Source organism: Bordetella flabilis (assembly GCF_001676725.1).
GTDB classification, from domain to species: Bacteria; Pseudomonadota; Gammaproteobacteria; order Burkholderiales; family Burkholderiaceae_B; genus Bordetella_C; species Bordetella_C flabilis.
Genome location: NZ_CP016172.1, coordinates 2,417,016 through 2,435,479 on the forward strand (window position 1 = coordinate 2,417,016; position 18,464 = coordinate 2,435,479).

The 18,464-nt window shown below is 65.2% G+C and carries 19 protein-coding genes; 10 read left to right on the forward strand and 9 right to left on the reverse strand.

Features of this window, described 5'->3' with window-relative positions:
• Positions 1-8 precede the first annotated feature (8 nt).
• Positions 9-698, reverse strand: a complete 690-nt coding sequence (locus tag BAU07_RS10550; protein ID WP_066657119.1) for an FMN-dependent NADH-azoreductase — start codon at positions 696-698, stop codon at positions 9-11.
• Positions 699-813: 115 nt separating this feature from the next.
• On the opposite strand from BAU07_RS10550, the gene BAU07_RS10555 reads away from it, so the two are divergent.
• Positions 814-1,755 (forward strand): LysR substrate-binding domain-containing protein, encoded by a 942-nt coding sequence (locus BAU07_RS10555; RefSeq protein ID WP_066665264.1) that lies wholly within the window; start codon positions 814-816, stop codon positions 1,753-1,755.
• Here the strand turns inward: BAU07_RS10555 and BAU07_RS10560 are convergent.
• Positions 1,752-2,105 (reverse strand): CopD family protein, encoded by a 354-nt coding sequence (locus tag BAU07_RS10560; protein ID WP_472255903.1) that lies wholly within the window; start codon positions 2,103-2,105, stop codon positions 1,752-1,754. The genes BAU07_RS10555 and BAU07_RS10560 overlap by 4 nt on opposite strands.
• A 59-nt stretch (positions 2,106-2,164) precedes the next feature.
• On the reverse strand, positions 2,165-2,530 hold the full coding sequence (locus tag BAU07_RS10565; RefSeq protein WP_084026042.1) for a DUF3817 domain-containing protein: 366 nt from the start codon (positions 2,528-2,530) through the stop codon (positions 2,165-2,167).
• 173 nt (positions 2,531-2,703) lie between these two features.
• Between BAU07_RS10565 and BAU07_RS10570 the strand changes: the two genes are divergently transcribed.
• Positions 2,704-3,660, forward strand: a complete 957-nt coding sequence (locus BAU07_RS10570; protein WP_066657123.1) for a GlxA family transcriptional regulator — start codon at positions 2,704-2,706, stop codon at positions 3,658-3,660.
• 33 nt (positions 3,661-3,693) lie between these two features.
• Here BAU07_RS10570 and BAU07_RS10575 read toward each other — a convergent pair whose 3' ends face one another.
• Positions 3,694-4,140, reverse strand: a complete 447-nt coding sequence (locus BAU07_RS10575; RefSeq protein ID WP_066657125.1) for a winged helix-turn-helix transcriptional regulator — start codon at positions 4,138-4,140, stop codon at positions 3,694-3,696.
• Positions 4,141-4,333: 193 nt separating this feature from the next.
• Here BAU07_RS10575 and BAU07_RS10580 point away from each other — a divergent pair, with 193 nt between their 5' ends.
• The 4 genes from BAU07_RS10580 (at position 4,334) to BAU07_RS10595 (ending at position 8,831) form a co-directional block, all read left to right on the forward strand.
• Positions 4,334-5,569 (forward strand): MFS transporter, encoded by a 1,236-nt coding sequence (locus BAU07_RS10580; RefSeq protein WP_232338333.1) that lies wholly within the window; start codon positions 4,334-4,336, stop codon positions 5,567-5,569.
• A 127-nt stretch (positions 5,570-5,696) separates the two neighbouring features.
• Positions 5,697-6,563 (forward strand): SDR family oxidoreductase, encoded by an 867-nt coding sequence (locus BAU07_RS10585; protein ID WP_066657130.1) that lies wholly within the window; start codon positions 5,697-5,699, stop codon positions 6,561-6,563.
• A 279-nt stretch (positions 6,564-6,842) separates the two neighbouring features.
• Complete coding sequence (locus BAU07_RS10590; protein ID WP_066657140.1) at positions 6,843-7,838, forward strand: Bug family tripartite tricarboxylate transporter substrate binding protein; 996 nt, start codon at positions 6,843-6,845, stop codon at positions 7,836-7,838.
• A gap of 33 nt (positions 7,839-7,871) precedes the next feature.
• Positions 7,872-8,831 carry a D-2-hydroxyacid dehydrogenase family protein gene (locus tag BAU07_RS10595; RefSeq protein WP_066657143.1) on the forward strand — a complete coding sequence of 320 codons (960 nt, stop codon included), beginning with the start codon at positions 7,872-7,874 and terminating at the stop codon, positions 8,829-8,831.
• A 30-nt stretch (positions 8,832-8,861) separates the two neighbouring features.
• On the opposite strand, the gene BAU07_RS10600 is transcribed toward BAU07_RS10595, so the two are convergent.
• Together BAU07_RS10600 and BAU07_RS10605 are read right to left on the reverse strand one after the other, a co-directional pair.
• A complete protein-coding gene (locus BAU07_RS10600; protein ID WP_066657146.1) occupies positions 8,862-9,635 on the reverse strand; it encodes an IclR family transcriptional regulator in 774 nt (257 codons plus the stop codon).
• Positions 9,636-9,684: 49 nt separating this feature from the next.
• Positions 9,685-10,578: an AraC family transcriptional regulator gene (locus BAU07_RS10605; RefSeq protein WP_066657149.1), complete on the reverse strand. Its 894-nt coding sequence runs from the start codon at positions 10,576-10,578 to the stop codon at positions 9,685-9,687.
• Between the two features lie 129 nt (positions 10,579-10,707).
• On the opposite strand from BAU07_RS10605, the gene BAU07_RS10610 reads away from it, so the two are divergent.
• Together BAU07_RS10610 and BAU07_RS10615 are read left to right on the forward strand one after the other, a co-directional pair.
• Positions 10,708-11,463 (forward strand): SDR family NAD(P)-dependent oxidoreductase, encoded by a 756-nt coding sequence (locus BAU07_RS10610; RefSeq protein ID WP_066657152.1) that lies wholly within the window; start codon positions 10,708-10,710, stop codon positions 11,461-11,463.
• Positions 11,464-11,637: 174 nt separating this feature from the next.
• Entirely contained in the window at positions 11,638-12,537 is a 900-nt protein-coding gene (locus tag BAU07_RS10615) for a CDP-diacylglycerol diphosphatase (protein ID WP_066657159.1), read from the forward strand.
• A gap of 78 nt (positions 12,538-12,615) precedes the next feature.
• On the opposite strand, the gene BAU07_RS27365 is transcribed toward BAU07_RS10615, so the two are convergent.
• Positions 12,616-13,632, reverse strand: a complete 1,017-nt coding sequence (locus BAU07_RS27365) for a hypothetical protein (RefSeq protein WP_198168893.1) — start codon at positions 13,630-13,632, stop codon at positions 12,616-12,618.
• 595 nt (positions 13,633-14,227) lie between these two features.
• Complete coding sequence (locus BAU07_RS10630; protein ID WP_066657163.1) at positions 14,228-15,442, reverse strand: MFS transporter; 1,215 nt, start codon at positions 15,440-15,442, stop codon at positions 14,228-14,230.
• A gap of 94 nt (positions 15,443-15,536) precedes the next feature.
• Between BAU07_RS10630 and BAU07_RS10635 the strand changes: the two genes are divergently transcribed.
• A complete protein-coding gene (locus BAU07_RS10635) occupies positions 15,537-16,433 on the forward strand; it encodes a LysR family transcriptional regulator (protein ID WP_066657165.1) in 897 nt (298 codons plus the stop codon).
• 6 nt (positions 16,434-16,439) lie between these two features.
• On the opposite strand, the gene BAU07_RS10640 is transcribed toward BAU07_RS10635, so the two are convergent.
• A complete protein-coding gene (locus BAU07_RS10640; protein ID WP_066657168.1) occupies positions 16,440-17,021 on the reverse strand; it encodes a TetR/AcrR family transcriptional regulator in 582 nt (193 codons plus the stop codon).
• Positions 17,022-17,181: 160 nt separating this feature from the next.
• Here BAU07_RS10640 and BAU07_RS10645 point away from each other — a divergent pair, with 160 nt between their 5' ends.
• Complete coding sequence (locus BAU07_RS10645) at positions 17,182-18,411, forward strand: YbfB/YjiJ family MFS transporter (protein WP_066657170.1); 1,230 nt, start codon at positions 17,182-17,184, stop codon at positions 18,409-18,411.
• Positions 18,412-18,464: the final 53 nt, after the last annotated feature.

An 18,464-nucleotide genomic window follows, 5' to 3' on the forward strand; every position in this document is an offset into this window, starting at 1 on the left:
ACGGATGGTCAGCATGCTGCCTCCATTGGAGCGAGGCTCAAGCGGTACACCAGCGCATCGACCGCGGCTTCTGCCTCCCTGATCGAATTTGCCAGCCGCGCGTCCGCGAACTCGTCGTACTCGACCGCCACGCCGTGGACATCGGTCACGCCGATGTACGCGAATGCGGTGCGAATAGAGGGTTCGACGTGGTTGCGGTCCTCAATGCGGCCGCCGCGCTGGTACCCGTAGTCTCCGCGCGCGGAAAGGATGACCAGGCGCTTACCCGCATCCGCCAGCAATGGCCAATACGGGTCGCCTTCCCGGCTGCGGTCGAACCCGAAAGTCCGGCCTGCGCGAACGATATTGTCGATGTAGGCCTTGAACTGCGCCGGGGGACCGAAGTTGTACATCGGTACCCCCGCGACGATGATCTCGGCCTGTAGCAGTTCATCCACCAGGGCATCGCTGACGCGCAGTTCCTCCCGCATCCACGGCTCGCGCGCATGTTCCGGCGTAAAGGCCGCATGTATCCATCGGCCCGTGACAGGCGCCGGCGGCTCCTGCCCCACGTCGCGGTAAATCACTTTTGTTCCCGGATGCAAGGCCGTCCAAGCCTGTAGGAAGCGCGCCGTCAACCGGCGCGTGTGTGAGCCGTGCGGGGCGATGTCGGAACGTCCCGGACGGGCGCTTGCGTCGATATGCAGCAGGGTGGTCATCGTCGTATGGCTCCTTATGGATGAAATTGGATCAGTCATAAGGAGTTTGCATGTGGAATATTTGGCCATCAAACGATATGTTTTCACCAGACACATGATATGAGATCATGTGTTCATGGTGACGAGACTTCCTTCCCTGAGCTCGCTTCGCGCGTTCGAAGCCGCGGCACGTCTGCGTAGCTTCAAAATGGCGGCCGAGGAATTGGCCGTAACGCCAACGGCGATCAGCCATCGTATCCACGTGCTCGAGGAGCACCTGGAATGCCGCTTGTTCATCCGCAAGGTGAGGGCGGTCGAATTGACGCGTGAAGGACAGGCACTGCAGGCGGCCGTAAGCAGCGGCTTCCAGGCGATCGCAGCCGGGATCGAACAGGTGCGCAAGCCAACCCGCGCATCGGTCACCCTGTCCACGACGCCGGCCTTCGCCGCCAAGTGGCTGGTTCCCAAGCTGGCGGCCTTCCAGGCCGAGCATCCGGACATCGATCTGCATGTCCATGCATCGAATATGCCGGTCGACCTCAATGCCGGCACGGCGGACCTGGCGATCCGGTATGGAGACGGCGACTACAAGGGGGTAACCGCCAAGTTGCTCTTCGAGGACAACTTCGCACCCGTCGCCAGCCCGACGCTCACCGTGTCGTTGAACGACAGCGCCGGACAGTGGCCCTTGATCCATTTCGATTGGCATCGGCCTCCGCCGCTGGAGCTGACATGGGCGGCCTGGGCTCGCCAGGCTGGCCACAGCCCATCCACACTGTCCACTGGCATCCGTTATTCCGAGGAGAGCCACGCCATCCAGGCCGCGGTCGCGGGCCAGGGGGTCGCGCTCCTGAGCCTGCTGCTCGTGGAGGAAGAACTGCGTATGGGATTGCTGCAGGTGATCGCAGGCCCCACGCTGCGGGGCATGTCCTATCACGTGCTTAAACCGGCCCGTCGAACTGTCTCACCCATGGTTTCTCTGGTGGAAGACTGGCTGATACGGATCGCCAGGCGAAACGAGCCGGGTCAGTCTGGCCGCCAAGGCCGCAATGGCCGTGTGGCGCGCAAGCGTCCCTAGACTGGCCTGGCGATGGCCAGTACCGCAATCGCGAGCATGGCGGCTACGACGGCAATGCCGGCTCCCGGGATGGGCGTCGGCGGCTTGCCTTCCCGGACGAACCCGCGCAATCGCCCGGACTGCACGCCATGGAGCGCCGATAGCGCGACAACGATAACCAGCTTGATCTGCAGCCACGGCGCGGAAAGCCAGCCGGCCCACAGCGCCAGGGATAGGCCGAAGACCCAGGCGAGCAGCAAAGCCGGCGTCACGACATGGCGGTCGAGGCGCAGCAGGGCCATGAGCGTGCTGCTTTGCCCTTGTTGCGGTAGGCGGGTCAACGCGCTGATCACCCGATCGTGTGCGAGCATACCGCCAACCAGAAACACTACCGCAGTGACGTGCGCGGCGACGAGATACGGATAGACGCTCATGATTGCGGGGGCGCTACGCGCTCATTGAGCGCCGCCGTCTTGCGTCGCAGCCAGGGAATGTTGACGTACCCCGCGAACGGCAAGAGGGCGGCAATGAACAGCCGTGCCATCTCGGGGCCGCGCCATCCACCGCCGGAGACGGTCTGCAGCGCCGTCCAGGTGTAGGCGATGAAGGCGATTCCGTGCACCGGGCCGATGATTCTGGAACCAAGTGGCCAGCCGAACACGTGCTTCAGCGGCACGGCGATGCAGACCAGCATGACCAGGGTTGTCGCTTCGATGAGCGATAGGATTTCCAGCCGCTTCAATTGCTGGCTCTCCAGCCTGCTGGCCATCTGCGGGAGTGCTGTCGGGTCAGCCATCGGGTCCGTCCTCCGGTACGGGCCGCCCGGGGGCGTGGCGGCCTGGTGGTTGATGATCGCCGCGACAATAGCCGTTCCCCTGGCCATGGCGTGAGTGGCAGAAACGACAAAAACCGATCATTTGCTGCCAAACAACTTTGCTGCTAGTCTGCGGCGCGGGAGGATACTCACCGATGCATCGGATCGCCGTGCTCGCCCTGCATGACTTCGTTCCCTACGACTTGGGCATCGCTTGCGAGGTGTTCGCGCGCGCCCGCACGTCCCGCGGAGCGCCAGCGTATGCGGTGCAAGTCTGCGGACCGGCGCGCACCATCCGATCGCGCGCCTTCGAGATGCGCGTTTTCTTCGGGCTGGACGCGATTTCGCGCGCCGACACGGTGCTCATTCCCGGCATCGAGGACGCGGCTGCGCTCATGCCGGGGCCCGTGTTGGCCGCATTGCGGGCCGCATGGCAACGTGGTGCGAGACTGGCGGCCATTTGCTCGGGCGCGTTCGTACTCGCGGCCACCGGTCTGCTGGATGGCAGGCGTGCCACCACGCATTGGGCGGGTACCGCGCAGCTGGCGCAGCGATATCCGAAAATCAGGGTCGAGCCGGACGTGCTGTTCGTCGACGAAGGCCGCATCATCACCTCGGCTGGCGCGTCGGCAGGACTGGACATGTGCCTGCACCTGATACGCCGCGATCACGGGCAAGCCGTCGCGGCGCATTCGGCGCGGCTTGCCGTGGCGCCGTTGACGCGGGATGGCGGCCAGTCGCAGTTCATCCGCCACGAGCTTCCGTCGTCCGATTCCAGTCTCGCAGCACTGATCCATTGGATGACGGCCAACCTGGACAAGCCGCTCAATGTGGATACCCTGGCGGCGCGGGCGGGTATGAGCCCGCGGACCTTTGCCCGAAGATTCCGGGAACAGACCGGTACGACACCGCTGCAGTGCCTGCTACTGGCCCGCGTACAACGGGCGCAAGCGCTGCTGGAGGAAGGAAGGATGTCGATCGATCGGGTGGCCGCACGGTCGGGCTTCGATTCTCCGGTCACGTTCCGCGCCCGGTTCCGTCGTGTGGTGGGTGTGACGCCAACCGAATATCGTCGCCGCTTCAGCATGACGCCTGCCAAGGGGCGGCGCTGAGTATCGTGCGGGCCGGGGCCCGCCCATGAGCCGTTACCTTGCCTTCCGTACCTCGCTTGCGACTGGCGCCAATACGCCGCCATCCTTGGTCCGTGGTGCCATGAGGGGGATGGGCTTGCCAGTACGCTTGTCGATGAGTACGGAGTGCCGCTCGCCCTGCCTGAACATGTGCCGCTCACCCCACTGTCGCAACGCCACCACGACAGGGAAGAGATTCTCGCCCTTGGCGGTCAACGCGTATTCCTGATAGGCGGTGCCATCCGAGGCCGGCCGCGTCTCAAGGATGCCGGCCGCCACCAGCTTGCGCAGGCGGTCCGAGAGAATATTGCGGGCCACGCCAAGGTTGCGCTGGAAGTCGCCGAAGCGCCGCATGCCGTCGAAGGCATCCCGGACGATAAGTAGCGCCCACCGATCCCCGATGACATCGACGGAGCGTGCGACGGGACAAGGTTCGTCATTCACGGGCTTGGGGCTTGGCATGGCGTATCCGGCCGGCGGGCCGCTGCGGTTCTGTCTGGTTGCATTCTAAAACTGGCTGGTCTAGCATTCAACCAGTTTTGTTTCGAAACTACATTGAAACTGGATCGACACCGCACGAGGCTGGATCATGACGACTTCCTTGCTATCCACGGACCCGCCGCGCCAGGACCGCGGTACCTTGCAGCACACGGATATGCCGCGCGCCCTGGTACTGCTGTTCGCCATTGCCAGCGGCCTGAGCGTCGCCAACGTTTACTACGCGCAGCCCTTGCTGGATGCGGTGGCGCAGGACTTCGGCCTGAGCCAGGCGTGGGTCGGCGGCGTCGTCACGGCCACGCAGGCCGGTTGTGCGGTGGCTTTGGTTTTGCTGGTGCCCTTGGGCGACCTGGTGCATCGCCGTCGGCTGATGGCGGCGCAGCTTCTTGGACTGGCGGCGGCGCTGGCCGGCGTGGGCATGGCGCAATCCACGGCGATGTTGCTGGCAGGCATGCTGGGCGTCGGCCTGCTCGGTACCGCGATGACGCAGGGGTTGATCGCCTATGCCGCCAGCGCCGCTGGGGCCCATGAGCAGGGGCGGGTAGTCGGGACGGCGCAGAGCGGCGTGTTCATCGGTCTGTTGCTGGCCCGCGTAGTGGCCGGCGGCGTCAGCGACCTGGCCGGATGGCGTGGCGTGTATTTCTGCGCCGCCGGGCTGATGCTGGCGATCGCGCTGCCGCTGTGGCGGCGGCTTCCGGTCCTGCCCGCGCCCGGCAAGCCGCTCAGTTATCCCCGCCTGCTCGCCTCCATGCTGACGCTGCTGCGCCAGGAGCGGGTGCTGCAAGTGCGCGGCGTGCTCGCGTTGTTGATGTTCGCGGCGTTCAACGTCTTCTGGAGCGCGCTGGTGTTGCCCTTGAGCGCGCCGCCCTATGGCTACTCGCACACCGTGATCGGCGCCTTCGGCCTGGTGGGCGCGGTGGGCGCGCTGGCCGCCGCGCGTGCCGGCCGATGGGCCGACCGGGGTTACGGTGGACGCACCAGCGCGGCGGCCCTTGTACTGCTGTTGCTGGCCTGGTGGCCGCTGTCGCGTATGCATGCGTCCTTGTGGGCGCTGGTCATAGGCATCGTGCTGCTGGATCTGGGTGGCCAGGCGCTGCATGTCACCAACCAGAGCATGATCTTCCGTACCCGGCCGGAGGCACACGGCCGGCTGGTGGGCCTGTATATGTTGTTCTACGCGCTGGGTAGCGGGCTGGGGGCGATAGGCACCACGGCGACCTACGCGCATGCCGGCTGGCAGGGCGTGTGCCTGCTGGGCGCGGTGGTCAGCCTGCTGGCGCTGCTGTTCTGGTGGGCCACGCGAAGCGTCGGTTCTTCTGCGGAGGCCATCGACCGCGATCGCGTGTGCAGCGGGCACGCCGTCCGTAACGCCGGTACATGTTCCAACGGATGAGGAAATTGGCCACTGTTCGATGGCGGGGCCTGTGCAGGCACACCGATGGGTCCGAAGGTTGCTGTGGGTTGGATTCACGCACGCGCCTTGCGCGCGGTGCCACGTCAGCAAGCCATTGGAGACCGCCATGACAGACACGCAACGGCCGACGCCGCCCATGCCCGACCAGCAGCAAGAGCAGACCCCCGGGCGAACCGCGCCCATGGACCCCCAGCCCGACCACGGCGAGGAATCGTACGTGGGCTCGGGACGCCTCGCCGGCAAAGCCGCCATCATTACCGGCGGTGACAGTGGCATCGGCCGGGCGGTGGCCATCGCCTTCGCGCGCGAAGGCGCCGACGTGCTGATTTCGTACCTGAACGAGGATGAGGACGCGCGCGAGACCGGGCGCTGGGTGGAAGAAGCAGGGCGCAAGGCTGTGCTGCTGGCCGGAGATATCACCGACCCGGCGCACTGCAACGAGATCGTCGAGCGTGCGGTCCAGGAGTTTGGACGGCTGGATGTACTGGTCAACAACGCGGCGTATCAGATGACCTATCCGTCGCTCGAAGAGATCAGCGATGAGGAATGGGACAAGACGTTCGATACCAATATCGGAGCCATGTTCCGCATCACCCGCGCGGCGGTGAAACATATGAAGCCGGGTGCCTCGATCATCAATACGACTTCGATCAACGCGGACCATCCCAATCCGGGCCTGATCGCCTACGCGAGCACAAAGGGTGCGATCCAGAATTTCACCGGGGGCCTGGCTCAGTTGCTCGCGGAGAAGGGCATACGGGCGAACTGCGTGGCGCCGGGGCCGATCTGGACGCCCTTGATCCCTTCGACCATGCCGCCGGAGAAGGTGAAGAACTTCGGCAAGCAGGTGCCCATGAAGCGCCCCGGGCAGCCGGTCGAGGTGGCGGTGTCGTACGTGATGCTGGCGTCGGATGAAGCGAGTTATATCTCCGGGGCGACGATAGCCGTGACGGGCGGCTCGCCCATTATTTGAGTCGAGGGCCCGGGTCGCGCTGGGCTGCTCGCACGATCCGTCGCGGCTCCCGCCGCCTGCGCGCCATCATCGGCGCGCAGACCGACCCGCTCCAACCAATGCGCCGCCTGCACTAGGTGCAATCCCCACGTTGACACAACCTCTGTCGTCCCACTACAGTTCGCTCAACGATAAGATGTTTCGGTGATCGATACTGATGTGGCGCGCCGTGCTTCCTCACGGGACCGGCTGGCCTACCCCGTACCGTTTGCCTTCCCCATCCAAAGCGAGGCAGACACAATGAAGTCCATCCGATTGTCTCTTTACCGGGCGGGGCTGCTGGCCCTTGCATCCGTCCTGTACGCCGGCTCGGCCACGGCACAGCCGGCTTCCGCTTATCCGCAGCGGCCGGTGAAACTGGTGGTGGCGTACTCGCCGGGCGGCATCTTCGACATCTTCGGGCGCGCGATCGCGCAGCGGCTTACCGAGGTCTGGAAGCAATCCGTGGTGGTGGAGAACCGGCCGGGCGCCTCGGAGATCATCGGCGCGCAAACCGTTGCCACGGCCGCGCCGGACGGCTATACCCTTTTCGTGTCTTCCGAGACTGCGCTGCAGACGAATCCGCTGCTGTATGCCAAGCTGCCCTATGCGCCGATGCGCGACTTCGCCCCGATCATCCGTATCGCCGAAGGGACGCGCGTGCTGGTGGTTCGCCAGGACAGTGCGATCAAGTCACTGAAGGACCTGGAGGACACCGCGCGCAAGGCGCCCGGCCGGGTGACCTACGGCACTTCCGGGGTCGGCACGCCGGTGCACATCCTGCAAAACTGGTTCGGCCTGCAGACGGGCACGCAATACAACCACATTCCCTACAAGGGGACCATACAGACGGTCCAGGACCTGGTGGGCGGGCAGCTGGATTTCACGTGGGCGCCGCTGCCTTTGGTCGAACCCTTCATCAAGAACGGCCGCCTGCGTCCCATCGCGGTCACCGGACGCGCCCGCATGACGGCGCTGCCGGATGTGCCGACGCTTACGGAACTGGGGCATCCCGACATGGACATGAACCTGATGATTTCCCTGGTCGCGCCGGCCCAGACGCCGCCGGACATCATCGCCAAGATCGCCCGCGATGTGCGTGCGGTGCTGCGGGACAAGCGCTTCGAACAGCAGGTCACGCAGGCCAATGCGTTCACGACGGTCGCCGATATGCCCGCGGAGTTCGCGGCGTCGCTGAAGGACGAGGCGTCCTCGTTCAAGGAAAAGGTGCAGGCGCTCAATGTGCGGCTGGACTGAAGGCTAGCCCTATCCATGACAGGAAACGCCCCTATGAGAATTGCCATCCTGGACGACTATCAGGATGTCGTGCGCACCTTCGCCGGCTTCCAGCGCATCGCGCATCACGATGTCACGGTATGGAATGACCACACCGACGATATCGATCTATTGGCGTCGCGACTGGCGGACACCGAAGCGCTGTTGCTGATACGTGAGCGTACGGCCATCACGGCGCCGTTGCTCGAAAGATTGCCGCGCCTGAGGCTGATCAGCCAGTTCGGCTCGGTTCCGCATATCGACCTGGACGCTTGCACGCGCCAGGGCGTGCGCGTGTGCGCGCGCACGGTGCCGGGTCAGCCTTCCTACGCCACCGCTGAACTGACCTGGGGATTGATCCTGGCGGCGCTGCGCCGTATTCCGCAGGAGATGGCTGCTCTGAAGGCGGGCAACTGGCAATCGCGCGACGCGATGGGCCAGTTGTTGTGGGGACGGACGCTGGGCGTGTATGGCTACGGGCGCATCGGCGCCGTGGTCGCCGGGTACGGCCGGGCCTTCGGCATGAAAGTCCAGGTCTGGGGCCGCGCTTCGACGCTGGCTCGCGCCATCGCGGACGGCCACGAGGCCGCCGCAGGGGAGGAAGAATTCTTCGCCATGTCCGACGTCATCAGCCTGCATTTGCCCCTGGTTCCCGCCACGCGGGGCATCGTGACGGCCGGCCTGCTTGCTACGATGAAACCCAGTGCGTTGATCGTCAACACCAGCCGCGCCGGCCTGATCGAAGCGGGGGCCCTGGCCTCGGCATTGCGCAACGGGCGGCCCGGCATGGCCGCGACGGATGTGTTCGAGGATGAACCCGTACCAGGTAGCGATCCGCTGCTTGCCCTGCCCAATGTCGTCGCTACGCCGCACATCGGCTACGTGGAGCGCAGCGGCCTGGAGCGCATGTTCGAGCTCATGTTCGAGCAGGTGCTGGGATTCGAGCGTGGGCAGCCGATCAATGCCCTGAATTGACGGGCGGCAGTATGTTCGAAGTACGCGGACCTATTTCCAGCCCAGGCGCCGCGTCAACTCGGCCGCGGCTTCACGCAGGAGCTGCAGATAGCGCTCCTGGTGCGCGGGATCGTAGCGGAAGTTCGGAATCGTCAGCATGATGTGCCCGCGCACCTGCCCGCCCTTGTCAAAGAAAGGGACCGCCAGGCCATGCATGTCGGGCGCGCGTTCGGCGTAACTGGTGGCATAGCCCGACCGGCGGATCTGCGCGAGGGTCTGGCGCAACGCGGGCACATCGAGCGGCCGGCCGTTCAGCGGTGAAGTCGCGGCTTGCCCGATGGCCCGTTCGATCTCTTCTTCTTCCAGGAAAGCCAGCAGCGACTGGCCGGCCGCGCCCCAGGTCAGGGGCTGCAACTGATGAAGCGGCACGGTATATCGCAGCGGGTGGGATGGCCATGCGATGTCCGAGAAGAACATGCGCAGTTCCTGCCTGGACAGCAGGACCAGCATGGCCGTTTCGTCGGTGGCATCGCGCAGGCCCTCCAGCAACGGCCGGGCGAGCCGGTTGATCGGCATGTCCGCGCTGAGCTTGCTGGCGACCCGGTAGAGCTCGATGCCGGCGGTATAGAGGCCTTCCGCATCCTGGTCGACGAAGCCAAGCGGGCGGCATAGCTTCAGCAGACGATGCACGCTGCCACGTGGAAGATCCAGCTCCCGTGCCAATTCGTTCAGGGGCCACCGGTCCTTGGCCGCGAACGCGGAAAGGATGCGTAGGACGCGGTTGACCGTTCCTGTATCGGCCTGGGGAGCTTCTCTGGATACCATGTATGGACAGTGGATGACGACGGCACGCGGAAGGATAACACCGCGGCCGCTACGCCGCGGGCTGGCTGCGCCCCTTGGCGGCCTTCATGTCCCGGGCGGGGGGCAGCCCGAACATGCGCCGGTACTCGCGCGTGAACTGCGGGATGCTTTCGTATCCAACCGTATAGGCCGCGTTGCCGATGGAGGCGCCTTCCGCGAGCATCATGCGCCGTGCTTCGATCAGCCTGAGCTGCTTCTGGAACTGGAGCGGCGTCAGCGACGTGATGGCACGGAAGTGCTCATGGAACGAAGAGGTGCTCATGCGCGCGGCCTCGGCCAGTTGCTCCACCCGCAGCGGCCTGGCGAAATTGCTCCGTATCAGCGCCACCGCGGATGCGATGCGGTGCGCATGGCTTTCCGCGATCCCCAGGCTGCGGATGGCTCCGCCGTGCCGGCCCGAAAGCAGCCAGAAATGCAGCTCGCGTATCAACTGGGTCTGCAGGACCGGCAAGGACGCCGGCCTGTCCAGAAGGCGCAGCAGGCGCAGCGCGGCGTCGGCCACTTCGGCCTCCGTCGGGACGACCCGAACAGGCATGTCGGCCTCGAAGGGCGTGGGCCCCATGTCCACGACCAAGGCCTCGATAACCGCCGGATCCAGATCCACGACGATCGAAAGATAGGGCGTCCGGATGTCCGCACGCGTGATCTGGCTGACCGTCGGCACGTCGGCCGTGAGCAGCAGGGATTCACCGGCGCCGAAGTCCGTCGTCTGCTTCCCCATCGTGACGCGCTTGCTGCCCTGCAGTACCAGCGCGACAAGCGGTTTGGCGATGGCGTACTGCAGGGCGGTTGGGGCCGTATGGCGAACGAGGGCCAGCCCCGGAATGGGGGTCTGGGCAATGCCGTGTTCGTCCGCATGTGCGTCGGCGTAGCGGCGTACGGTTTCAAGCAGGGTGTCCACCATGCCTGGATGATAAATCAGCGGCGCCGAGATCGGAGAAACGAGCAAGGATGACCGAGAATCCGGCAACGGAGCCGCCGCACCGTCGGCGATAGTGTGGTCACCGCAACATTCACCCTCAAGGAGTCCACCATGACCACCATTTCCATCGTTACCGGCGGCAGCCGGGGCCTGGGTCGCAATACCGCCGTCAGCATCGCCCGCCATGGCGGGGACGTGATTCTTACCTATCGGAGCGGCGCGGATCACGCCGCAGACGTCGTCGCCGAAATCGAAGCCATGGGGCGCAAGGCTCTGGCGCTGCAACTGGACGTCGGCGATATCTCCGGCTTTCCGGCCTTCGCGCAAAGCGTCCGGTCGGCGCTCAAGTCGAACTGGGGCCGGGAGACCTTCGATCACTTGGTGAACAACGCCGGCCACGGGGAAATGGCCGGTTTCGGCGAGACGACCGAGGCGCAATTCGATGGGCTGTTCAATGTGCACGTGAAGGGTGTGTTCTTCCTGACGCAGGCATTGCTGCCACTGCTCGCCGACGGCGGCCGCATCGTGAACTTTTCCTCCGGCCTTACGCGTGTCGCAGCCCCGGGGTTCTCGGCCTATTCGGCAGCCAAGGGCGCTGTCGAGACCCTTACGCTCTACATGGCCAAGGAACTCGGCAGCCGCGGCATCACCGCCAACACCATCGCGCCGGGCGCGATCGAGACGGATTTCCTGGGCGGCGCGGTGCGGGATACGCCCGCCTACAACGACGCGTTCGCCGCCATGACGACGCTGGGCCGCGTGGGCGTGCCCGACGATATCGGGCCGGCGGTGGCCAGCTTGCTCGGGTCGGACAACCGCTGGATCACGGCACAGCGCATCGAAATATCCGGCGGCCAGGGCATCTGAGTCGGGGCGGGGGCGCGCGCCGCGCATGCGCGGGCTGCCAGCGGGTGGTCCGTGCTACCGGTCTTGCCGCTCGCCGGACGGTAAATTGTCGTTGTCAAACATTACGGCGTGGGACGCCATGCCTGCGGCATTTCGCCGATAGGATCGCCATGGCACGGACCTTCGACGGGGTGGATGATGAGAATACGCAATGGCCTGGTCGCGCTCGCACTGTCCATGACCGCGACGGCATGGACAGCCGCCTATGCCGATACGGATCCGAATCCCTGGCCTGGCCCGGCATGGAAAGTGGACGCGAAACGCGGCGTGCTGTGGAAGGTGGTCCAGGCGTGCCTCCAGGCGTCGAACGACCCGCGCCAGCCGGGCAACGGCGGCAATAGCGGCAGTGGCGGCGGCGCCGCCGCGAGCAATCCTTGCGCCAAGGTCGATGTCCCCAATGGCTACGTCATCCTGAAGGACAACAATCCGAGCAGCCCTTACGAGTTCCTGCTGCTGCCGACGGCGAGCGTGACCGGGATCGAGGACAGCCGTCTGTGGGTGCTGGACGGACCGAGCTATTGGCAGTACGCGTACGAGAACCGGCATTACGTCACCGATCTGCTCAAGCCGCCGAAGACGGCGCGGATCGGTTTCGCGGCGAACTCCATCTACGGGCGTAGCCAGGACCAGCTGCACATCCACATCGGCTGCGTGCAGCCGCAGGTCATCACGGTCCTGTCCAGGCATATGGACGAATTGAGCGCAACCCAATGGACCTGGCTGCCACGCATGTTGAACCGGAAATACCAATATCGCGCCTTGCTGGTGGACCAGAAGTCATTGTCGGTCACAGACCCGTTTCGCGCATTGGCCGGCGACGTCGCCCCGGATGGGTCGATGTTACGCCACACGCTTTTCATGACCGCGGTGACCTTGCCGAAGGGGCAACCCGGCTTCGTGCTCCTGGATACCGAGGCCGATGACGATGTGCGCCATGGGCGGGGCAAGGAGGGCAGCAATTGGGGCTCCGCCGCGGAACTGCTGGACCTGGCTTGCACCGCCGACCGTTCCGCGGAAGCTCCGGTCTCGAAGTAGCGGCGCCGGTCCGCCGACGCTGCGGTCCCGAAATAGCGGCGCGGGCAGCAGGCCACTGGCGTCCTGCCGGTCGTCCCTCTAGCGCTGGGGCGGCAAGGGCACCTCGAGGGGAACATAGCCCTCGGGATCGCTCAGCCGGTCCAGCCTGGTTTTGCCCGCGCTGCGCAAATGGTCGACCGCCGCGACAAGCAGGGGATGGGTCAAGTCGGACGAACGCAGCAATTGGCTTGCGCCGCCTTCCCGCACGGACAGAAAGGCGGCACTCTCGGGCTCGTCGACATAGGAGCGCGCCACGTAGGTCCTGCCCGAGCGCGAGAATTCATGGATGTCGTATTCGTAGTGATATTCGTACATGCCCTGGGAGTCCGGCTCGGATGCGTCGATATGATGGCTGACGGCGACATCCATGTCGGTCATCGCGAGGTCGGGCCCGTCGCCCACCCAGGGAATGCCGGTGTCATCGAAGGCCTGCAGCAGCAGGCCCAGCGCGTGGTCCATTTCGGCCGCGCTGGCGGCGGCGAGCATGATGCCGGCTCCATCCACGGCCGGGGCGATCAGCAGGCGCCCGTCGTGAGGAAAGCCGGCGCCGCTCCAATCCCTGGCGCGGCTCAGCCTGCGCACGGTTTCGTCGCTGATCGCGCGATCGCGCAGGACGAGCGCAACCTGTCCCTGGAGCTGCCAGTTCTGGACGAACAGTTCCGCAGCCGCGGCCGGCTGGCGACCCACCACTATGTCCGGACGCCGGGCTCCGGTAAGCCATGCACGGATCCGGGCCGACAGCGCGGGACGTGAAGCGTGGAGCAGGGCGATGCCCAAGCCGGGGTCTGCCGGATGGAACAGGCGAAAGGCCACCCGTCCGAGGGAGGTGGCAACGCGCGATACTGCGTCGATGACCTGGGGCGGAGCGCCTGACCGGATGACGGGCCGCTCCATGGTCCACGTGAGCAGTACGGCGGCGCCATAGCGCGGCCGCAAGGATCCGGTCTGGAACAGCGCCTCGTCCCAGGCGCGCTCGATGCGGAGAAGGGGGCACGACGCGATCCCGGGCGCCGCCGGTCGATGCCCTGGATCGGCAAAGCTTGTGCCCTGCGCCATGGTGCCGCTGTTACCTCCAAATCCGATAGCAGTTTGCCCCCGGTCCCGCGGATGCTCGACCGGCAAGCCGACGCCTTGCACGCAAGATGCGCCTGACGGGCCCACATGCCGTTCCCGCTGCCGCCGGGCACCATGATAGTCAGGCCGGCAGCAATACTTCAAGTTCGCCTTAGAAGCGATACGCGAATCGCGCCGTGGCGGTCTGGCTCAAGAGGGAACTCCCGATGTCGGCAGCGTAGCCCGCCCTTGCATCGCAGCCCCCCGCGCGGAACAGCTGCAGACTCGGATGCATCTTCGCCAGCACTTCAGGCGACTTGAGGGAGTCCGTGAACGCGCCGTTGGACGCGTCCACGCCTCCCAGTTGTCGTTACCTCGCAATGCAGTCCCGCCATTTGCCACACCGGCTGCGAGCGCCGTGCGCCGGGGTGTCGGGGGGAGGGGCACGGGGCGGTGTTTCGGAGACGTTCGTGTATACGTCACCGTACTCGGTCAGGTTCACCGTGGCCGTTCCGCCATCACCGCCCAGCCGCCGTTGTTGTTGGTATTGTCCGAGTCCGTCGAGCCGCCCTGGCCACCCTCGGCAAGCCGCTGAACACTATGCCTTGGTCCAGCGCCCCACGACGAGCGCAATGAACGCGAACAACGCGACCAGTGCACACACAAGCGGCCAGCCGCCCACCGCCCAGGCCGGGCTGGAAAGTGCGGAGCCAAGCGAGCCGCCCAGGAAGAACAGCCCTACGAACAGGCCGTTGAGGCGCCCCCGTGCCTCCGGCCGTATCAGGTTTATCGAATGACGGCCGAGTGTCTGGTCGCCCGTTACGCCGATATCCAGGATGACCGCCCCCGCGGTGAGCGCCACGAGTGGCATGACCGGGCCGGCCGTTACCGTCACGCCAGCCCAGGCGCAAAGGCCCGCGGCCAGGATCTGGGCCAGGTGAGCCGCCGTGGTCCCTATGCCGCGCCATCCGCGATCCGCCATTCTTCCGAAGAAGGGCGTAGCGGCGGCGCCGCCCGCGCCAGCCAGGGCGAACAACGCGATCTGTGACTGGTCGAGTTTGAAGGGTGGGGCAGCCAGCCGGAGGGCGACGGATGTCCAGAATAGGCTGAAGCTCGCCATGGACATGGCTGCGGTGAACGCGCGCGCACGCAGGACCCGCTCATCCCTCAGGAGGTGCCAGAGCGATGCGAGCAAAGGACCATATCGACCCGCAGCGGCGGGATGACGCCTGGGCAGCCTGATGGCGAGCACGATAAGAATCATCGACAGGCTGCATACGCTGGCCGCGTAAAAGCTGCGCCAACCCCATGCACCGGCAACGATACTTGCCAAGGGGCGCGAAACCAGGATGCCTACCAGCACACCGCTCATGACGTTGCCGATTACGCGTCCGCTTTGTTCTGCCGGCACCATGGAGGCCGCCAGGGGAACCAGGATCTGAATCGCCGAACAGGCGGCACCCAGCAGAAACAGCAGGCCGAGTAGGACGACGCCATTGCGAGCTAGTCCCACGGTCCCCCCGGCAAGGACGGCGGCGACGATCATGCGCAGGACCAGCCGACGGTTTTCCATCATGTCGGCCAAAGGCACCAGGAAGATCAGGCCGGCGGCATACCCGATGAGACTGGCCGTTGCGACAAGGCTGGCCCAAGCGGGAGGAAAGCCCAGGTCGGAGCCGATGATGTTGACCAGGGTCTGTGGAGCGAACAGGTTGGTGACGATGACTCCGGTGGCGACGGCAAACAGGAAAACAGGAGCGGTATGCGTGGCGCGCGGCCGATCTTGGCGGCGCAGAGGCTGGATGGCTGACATTTGTGCGGCGTTTGTGTGTATCGGCGCCTTTTATAGAGCGGAAGGATGTATTGCTACAATTGAATAATGTTCATAATGATTATGCTGAAACAATATGAATATCCGTGATCTGGAGGCGTTCGTCGCCGTAGTCGAGACCGGGTCCATCGTGTCGGCATCGGCGCGACTGCACCTGACGCAGCCGGGAGTCACGCGCCGCATACAAAGCCTCGAAGAGAAGTTGGATGCGGTACTGCTGGACCGCCTGTCCAAGCCGCTGAAGCCCACCGCGGCCGGGCTGGAGGCTTATGAGCACGGCCGCCGCGTATTGCGGTCGCTTGAAGACCTGAAGGCCGGCGTCACGCCGGGCGGCGAGATCAGGGGCGAGTTCCGTCTGGGTGTGATGCCGTATCTCTCGGAGGCCGCGCTGTCCGAACCGCTGGATCAGCTACGCGTCCGATACCCCCGCCTGACCCTCAAGGTGGTGTCCGCTTGGTCGCCGCGGCTCGTGGAGGAAGTGTCGAAGGGCGCAGTGGATGCGGCCGCATTATGTCTGCCCGATAGTGTCGCGCCACCCGAAGACCTTGTTGCGCAGACCGTTGGCGCGCAGTCGGTCCTGCTGATCGCCGCGCCGTCCCTGGGGGTGCCGCGCAAAGCGACGCTCGAGGCGCTGGCCCGGTTCCCATGGGTCATGAACGAGACCGGTTGTGGGTTCCGGTCCTATATCAGGCACCGCTTCGAATCGGCCCGCCTGCCGTTTCAGGTGGCGGTGGAGGCGATCACCGCCGACCTGCGCCTGTCACTGGTGGCGCGGGGACTGGGCATCGGCGTCGTCACGCCCGCCGCCCTGATCGGCAGCCCTTGGGAAGACCAGGTCCAGGTTATCGATGCCGCCTCTTTCAAGCCCAGGCTGGGCGCCTGGGTGCTTCATCGTCCTCCCGCCGGTCGGCTGGCCGAGCCCATCGCATGCTTCACCGAAGCGCTGGCAGAGATCTTGAAGCAGGTCCGGTAGTCGGACCTATTGGTCGTGCACCACCAGGTCGATCAAGTGTTCGGCCATGGCCCGCATGCGTTTTTCGTCCTGATAGACCCGTTCGACCACGACCAGGCCTCGGGTCATCGCAACCATGATCCGGGCTGCCTGCCGCGCGTCCAGCGCCAGGCGTTCCTTCGCGTCGTCGCGTGACAGGCGCGCGTACAGCGCCGCTTCGATCTCGTCCAGAAGCTCCCGGATGGCGGAACGGACAGGTTCCTCCAGCGCTTCGGTGCCCACCGCCGTCTTGGTGCTCAGGCAGCCGCGCGTGGGCATGCCTGTTGTCATCGACTTGATCGCGAACGTGAAGAAACCGCGCAGCGCGGTGCGAAGATCCGGCTTGTCCAGGGCTTGGCGCATCTGCTCGACATACCGCTGTCGATATATATCGAAGACACGCAGGAAAAGGGTTTCCTTGTCGCCGTAGGCGTTGTACAGCGATCCGCGCTGCACGCCCGTTACCGCGGCGAGCTCCTGCATCGTCGTCTTGGCATAACCCTGCTGCCAAAAGAGCGTCAGCGCCTTGTCCAGCGCCTGTCCTTCATCGAATTGGCGAACTCCAGCCATTGCCCGCTCCATGTTGACGTGTGGAGATGCGAATGACCATTGAATCCCATCATTGACACTCAAGTCAAGTTTGACTAGAGTGTCAAAATTGACAGAAGTGTCAAGCATTGATCGCCGGCCTCCGCGAGGCGGGCTCCCTTCTTCTCATTATGGAAATCCGATGTCTTCCCATACGTCCTCGCTGCTCTCGGCAAAGATAGACCGGATGCTCGTATGGCGGTACATATTCGCCGGGCTGTGTGCCAGCCTGGAGAGCATAGGCCTTGCGCGTTTCGCCTTTACGCCGCTTATCCCGGAGTTGATCCACGCGCAGTGGTTCACCGCGTCCAGCGTCGTGTACCTCAGTGCCGCGAATCTGGCGGGCTACGTCCTGGGTGCCCTGGCCGGGCGTCCCATCGCCGCCCGCCTTGCCAATGAGCACGTATTGCGCCTCATGATGGTGCTGATTGCCGCCGCTTTCTTCGCGTGCGCCTTGCCGTTGTCGTTTTTCTGGTATTTCAGTTGGCGCTTCGTGTCGGGGATCGCCGGCGGTGTGGTCATGGTGCTGGTCGCGGGAACCATACTGCCGCATGTGCCAGCCGCCCGGAAAGGCGCCGCGGGCGGCGCGATATTCCTGGGACTGGGCTTGGGCATCGCGGGGTCGGGGACTGTCATTCCGCTACTGCTGGAATGGGGCCTGGCGCAAACGTGGATCGGCCTGGGCGCTATTTCGATCGTCCTGACCGCGGTCAGTTGGTTCGCCTGGCCCACAACCCGGCTGAGCGCGCACCCGGAAAGCCGCGACGCAACGCCGGCCCGTGCCGTCCGCTTCGGTAGCGACGTCAGGCGCCTATATGTCCAGTATGCGTTGATGGCGGCTGCCGCCGTTCCGCCGATGGTGTTCCTGGTGGATTTCATCGCGCGTGGACTGGGGCAGGGTACGCGGCTGGGCTCGGTGTTCTGGGCCATCTATGGCCTCGGGGCGATCGCCGGCCCACCGTTGTATGGCTATCTGGCCGATCGCCTGGGTCCCATGGCCACCGTGCGGCTGGTCTCGCTCGTCATGGCGCTGGTTCTCGGGGGTTTCTACATGGTGGACAACCTCACCGCGCTGGGCGTGCTTACCGTCATCATCGGGACATTCGCCCCGGGTATGGTGCCGCTCGTGCTCGCATGCGTGCATGATCTCGTCGCCCATAACGCGACACGGCAGAATATCGCATGGACACGTGCCAGCATCATTTCCGCTGCTGCCCTGGCGGGGGCGGCCTATGCCTTTTCGGCACTGTTCAACCTTGCCGGAGGAAACCATCGCCTCTTGTTCCTGGTCGCCGCCGCAATGCTGGTCCTGGTGCTGTTCATCGCGTTCTTTGCGGGGGATGGACGCAGCGCGCGTCATGTACGAAGCTGAGGCGCGGCCGAGAATGGCTTTGTGCAACGGGCGTCCGTCCAGCGCGTCAATGG

What these genes read in the sequence shown, in the direction of transcription:
- BAU07_RS10605 (WP_066657149.1), bottom strand. Translation starts at nt 10,578, where the DNA reads ATGGTGGACACCCTGCTTGAAACCGTACGCCGCTACGCCGACGCACAT.
- BAU07_RS10575 (WP_066657125.1), bottom strand. Translation starts at nt 4,140, where the DNA reads ATGCCAAGCCCCAAGCCCGTGAATGACGAACCTTGTCCCGTCGCACGC.
- BAU07_RS10595 (WP_066657143.1), top strand. Translation starts at nt 7,872, where the DNA reads ATGAGAATTGCCATCCTGGACGACTATCAGGATGTCGTGCGCACCTTC.
- BAU07_RS10645 (WP_066657170.1), top strand. Translation starts at nt 17,182, where the DNA reads ATGTCTTCCCATACGTCCTCGCTGCTCTCGGCAAAGATAGACCGGATG.
- BAU07_RS10630 (WP_066657163.1), bottom strand. Translation starts at nt 15,442, where the DNA reads ATGTCAGCCATCCAGCCTCTGCGCCGCCAAGATCGGCCGCGCGCCACG.
- BAU07_RS10610 (WP_066657152.1), top strand. Translation starts at nt 10,708, where the DNA reads ATGACCACCATTTCCATCGTTACCGGCGGCAGCCGGGGCCTGGGTCGC.
- BAU07_RS10565 (WP_084026042.1), bottom strand. Translation starts at nt 2,530, where the DNA reads ATGGCTGACCCGACAGCACTCCCGCAGATGGCCAGCAGGCTGGAGAGC.
- BAU07_RS10580 (WP_232338333.1), top strand. Translation starts at nt 4,334, where the DNA reads ATGCCGCGCGCCCTGGTACTGCTGTTCGCCATTGCCAGCGGCCTGAGC.
- BAU07_RS10570 (WP_066657123.1), top strand. Translation starts at nt 2,704, where the DNA reads ATGCATCGGATCGCCGTGCTCGCCCTGCATGACTTCGTTCCCTACGAC.
- BAU07_RS10615 (WP_066657159.1), top strand. Translation starts at nt 11,638, where the DNA reads ATGATGAGAATACGCAATGGCCTGGTCGCGCTCGCACTGTCCATGACC.
- BAU07_RS10550 (WP_066657119.1), bottom strand. Translation starts at nt 698, where the DNA reads ATGACCACCCTGCTGCATATCGACGCAAGCGCCCGTCCGGGACGTTCC.
- BAU07_RS27365 (WP_198168893.1), bottom strand. Translation starts at nt 13,632, where the DNA reads ATGGCGCAGGGCACAAGCTTTGCCGATCCAGGGCATCGACCGGCGGCG.
- BAU07_RS10585 (WP_066657130.1), top strand. Translation starts at nt 5,697, where the DNA reads ATGACAGACACGCAACGGCCGACGCCGCCCATGCCCGACCAGCAGCAA.
- BAU07_RS10640 (WP_066657168.1), bottom strand. Translation starts at nt 17,021, where the DNA reads ATGGCTGGAGTTCGCCAATTCGATGAAGGACAGGCGCTGGACAAGGCG.
- BAU07_RS10600 (WP_066657146.1), bottom strand. Translation starts at nt 9,635, where the DNA reads ATGGTATCCAGAGAAGCTCCCCAGGCCGATACAGGAACGGTCAACCGC.
- BAU07_RS10590 (WP_066657140.1), top strand. Translation starts at nt 6,843, where the DNA reads ATGAAGTCCATCCGATTGTCTCTTTACCGGGCGGGGCTGCTGGCCCTT.
- BAU07_RS10555 (WP_066665264.1), top strand. Translation starts at nt 814, where the DNA reads ATGGTGACGAGACTTCCTTCCCTGAGCTCGCTTCGCGCGTTCGAAGCC.
- BAU07_RS10635 (WP_066657165.1), top strand. Translation starts at nt 15,537, where the DNA reads ATGAATATCCGTGATCTGGAGGCGTTCGTCGCCGTAGTCGAGACCGGG.
- BAU07_RS10560 (WP_472255903.1), bottom strand. Translation starts at nt 2,105, where the DNA reads ATGCTCGCACACGATCGGGTGATCAGCGCGTTGACCCGCCTACCGCAA.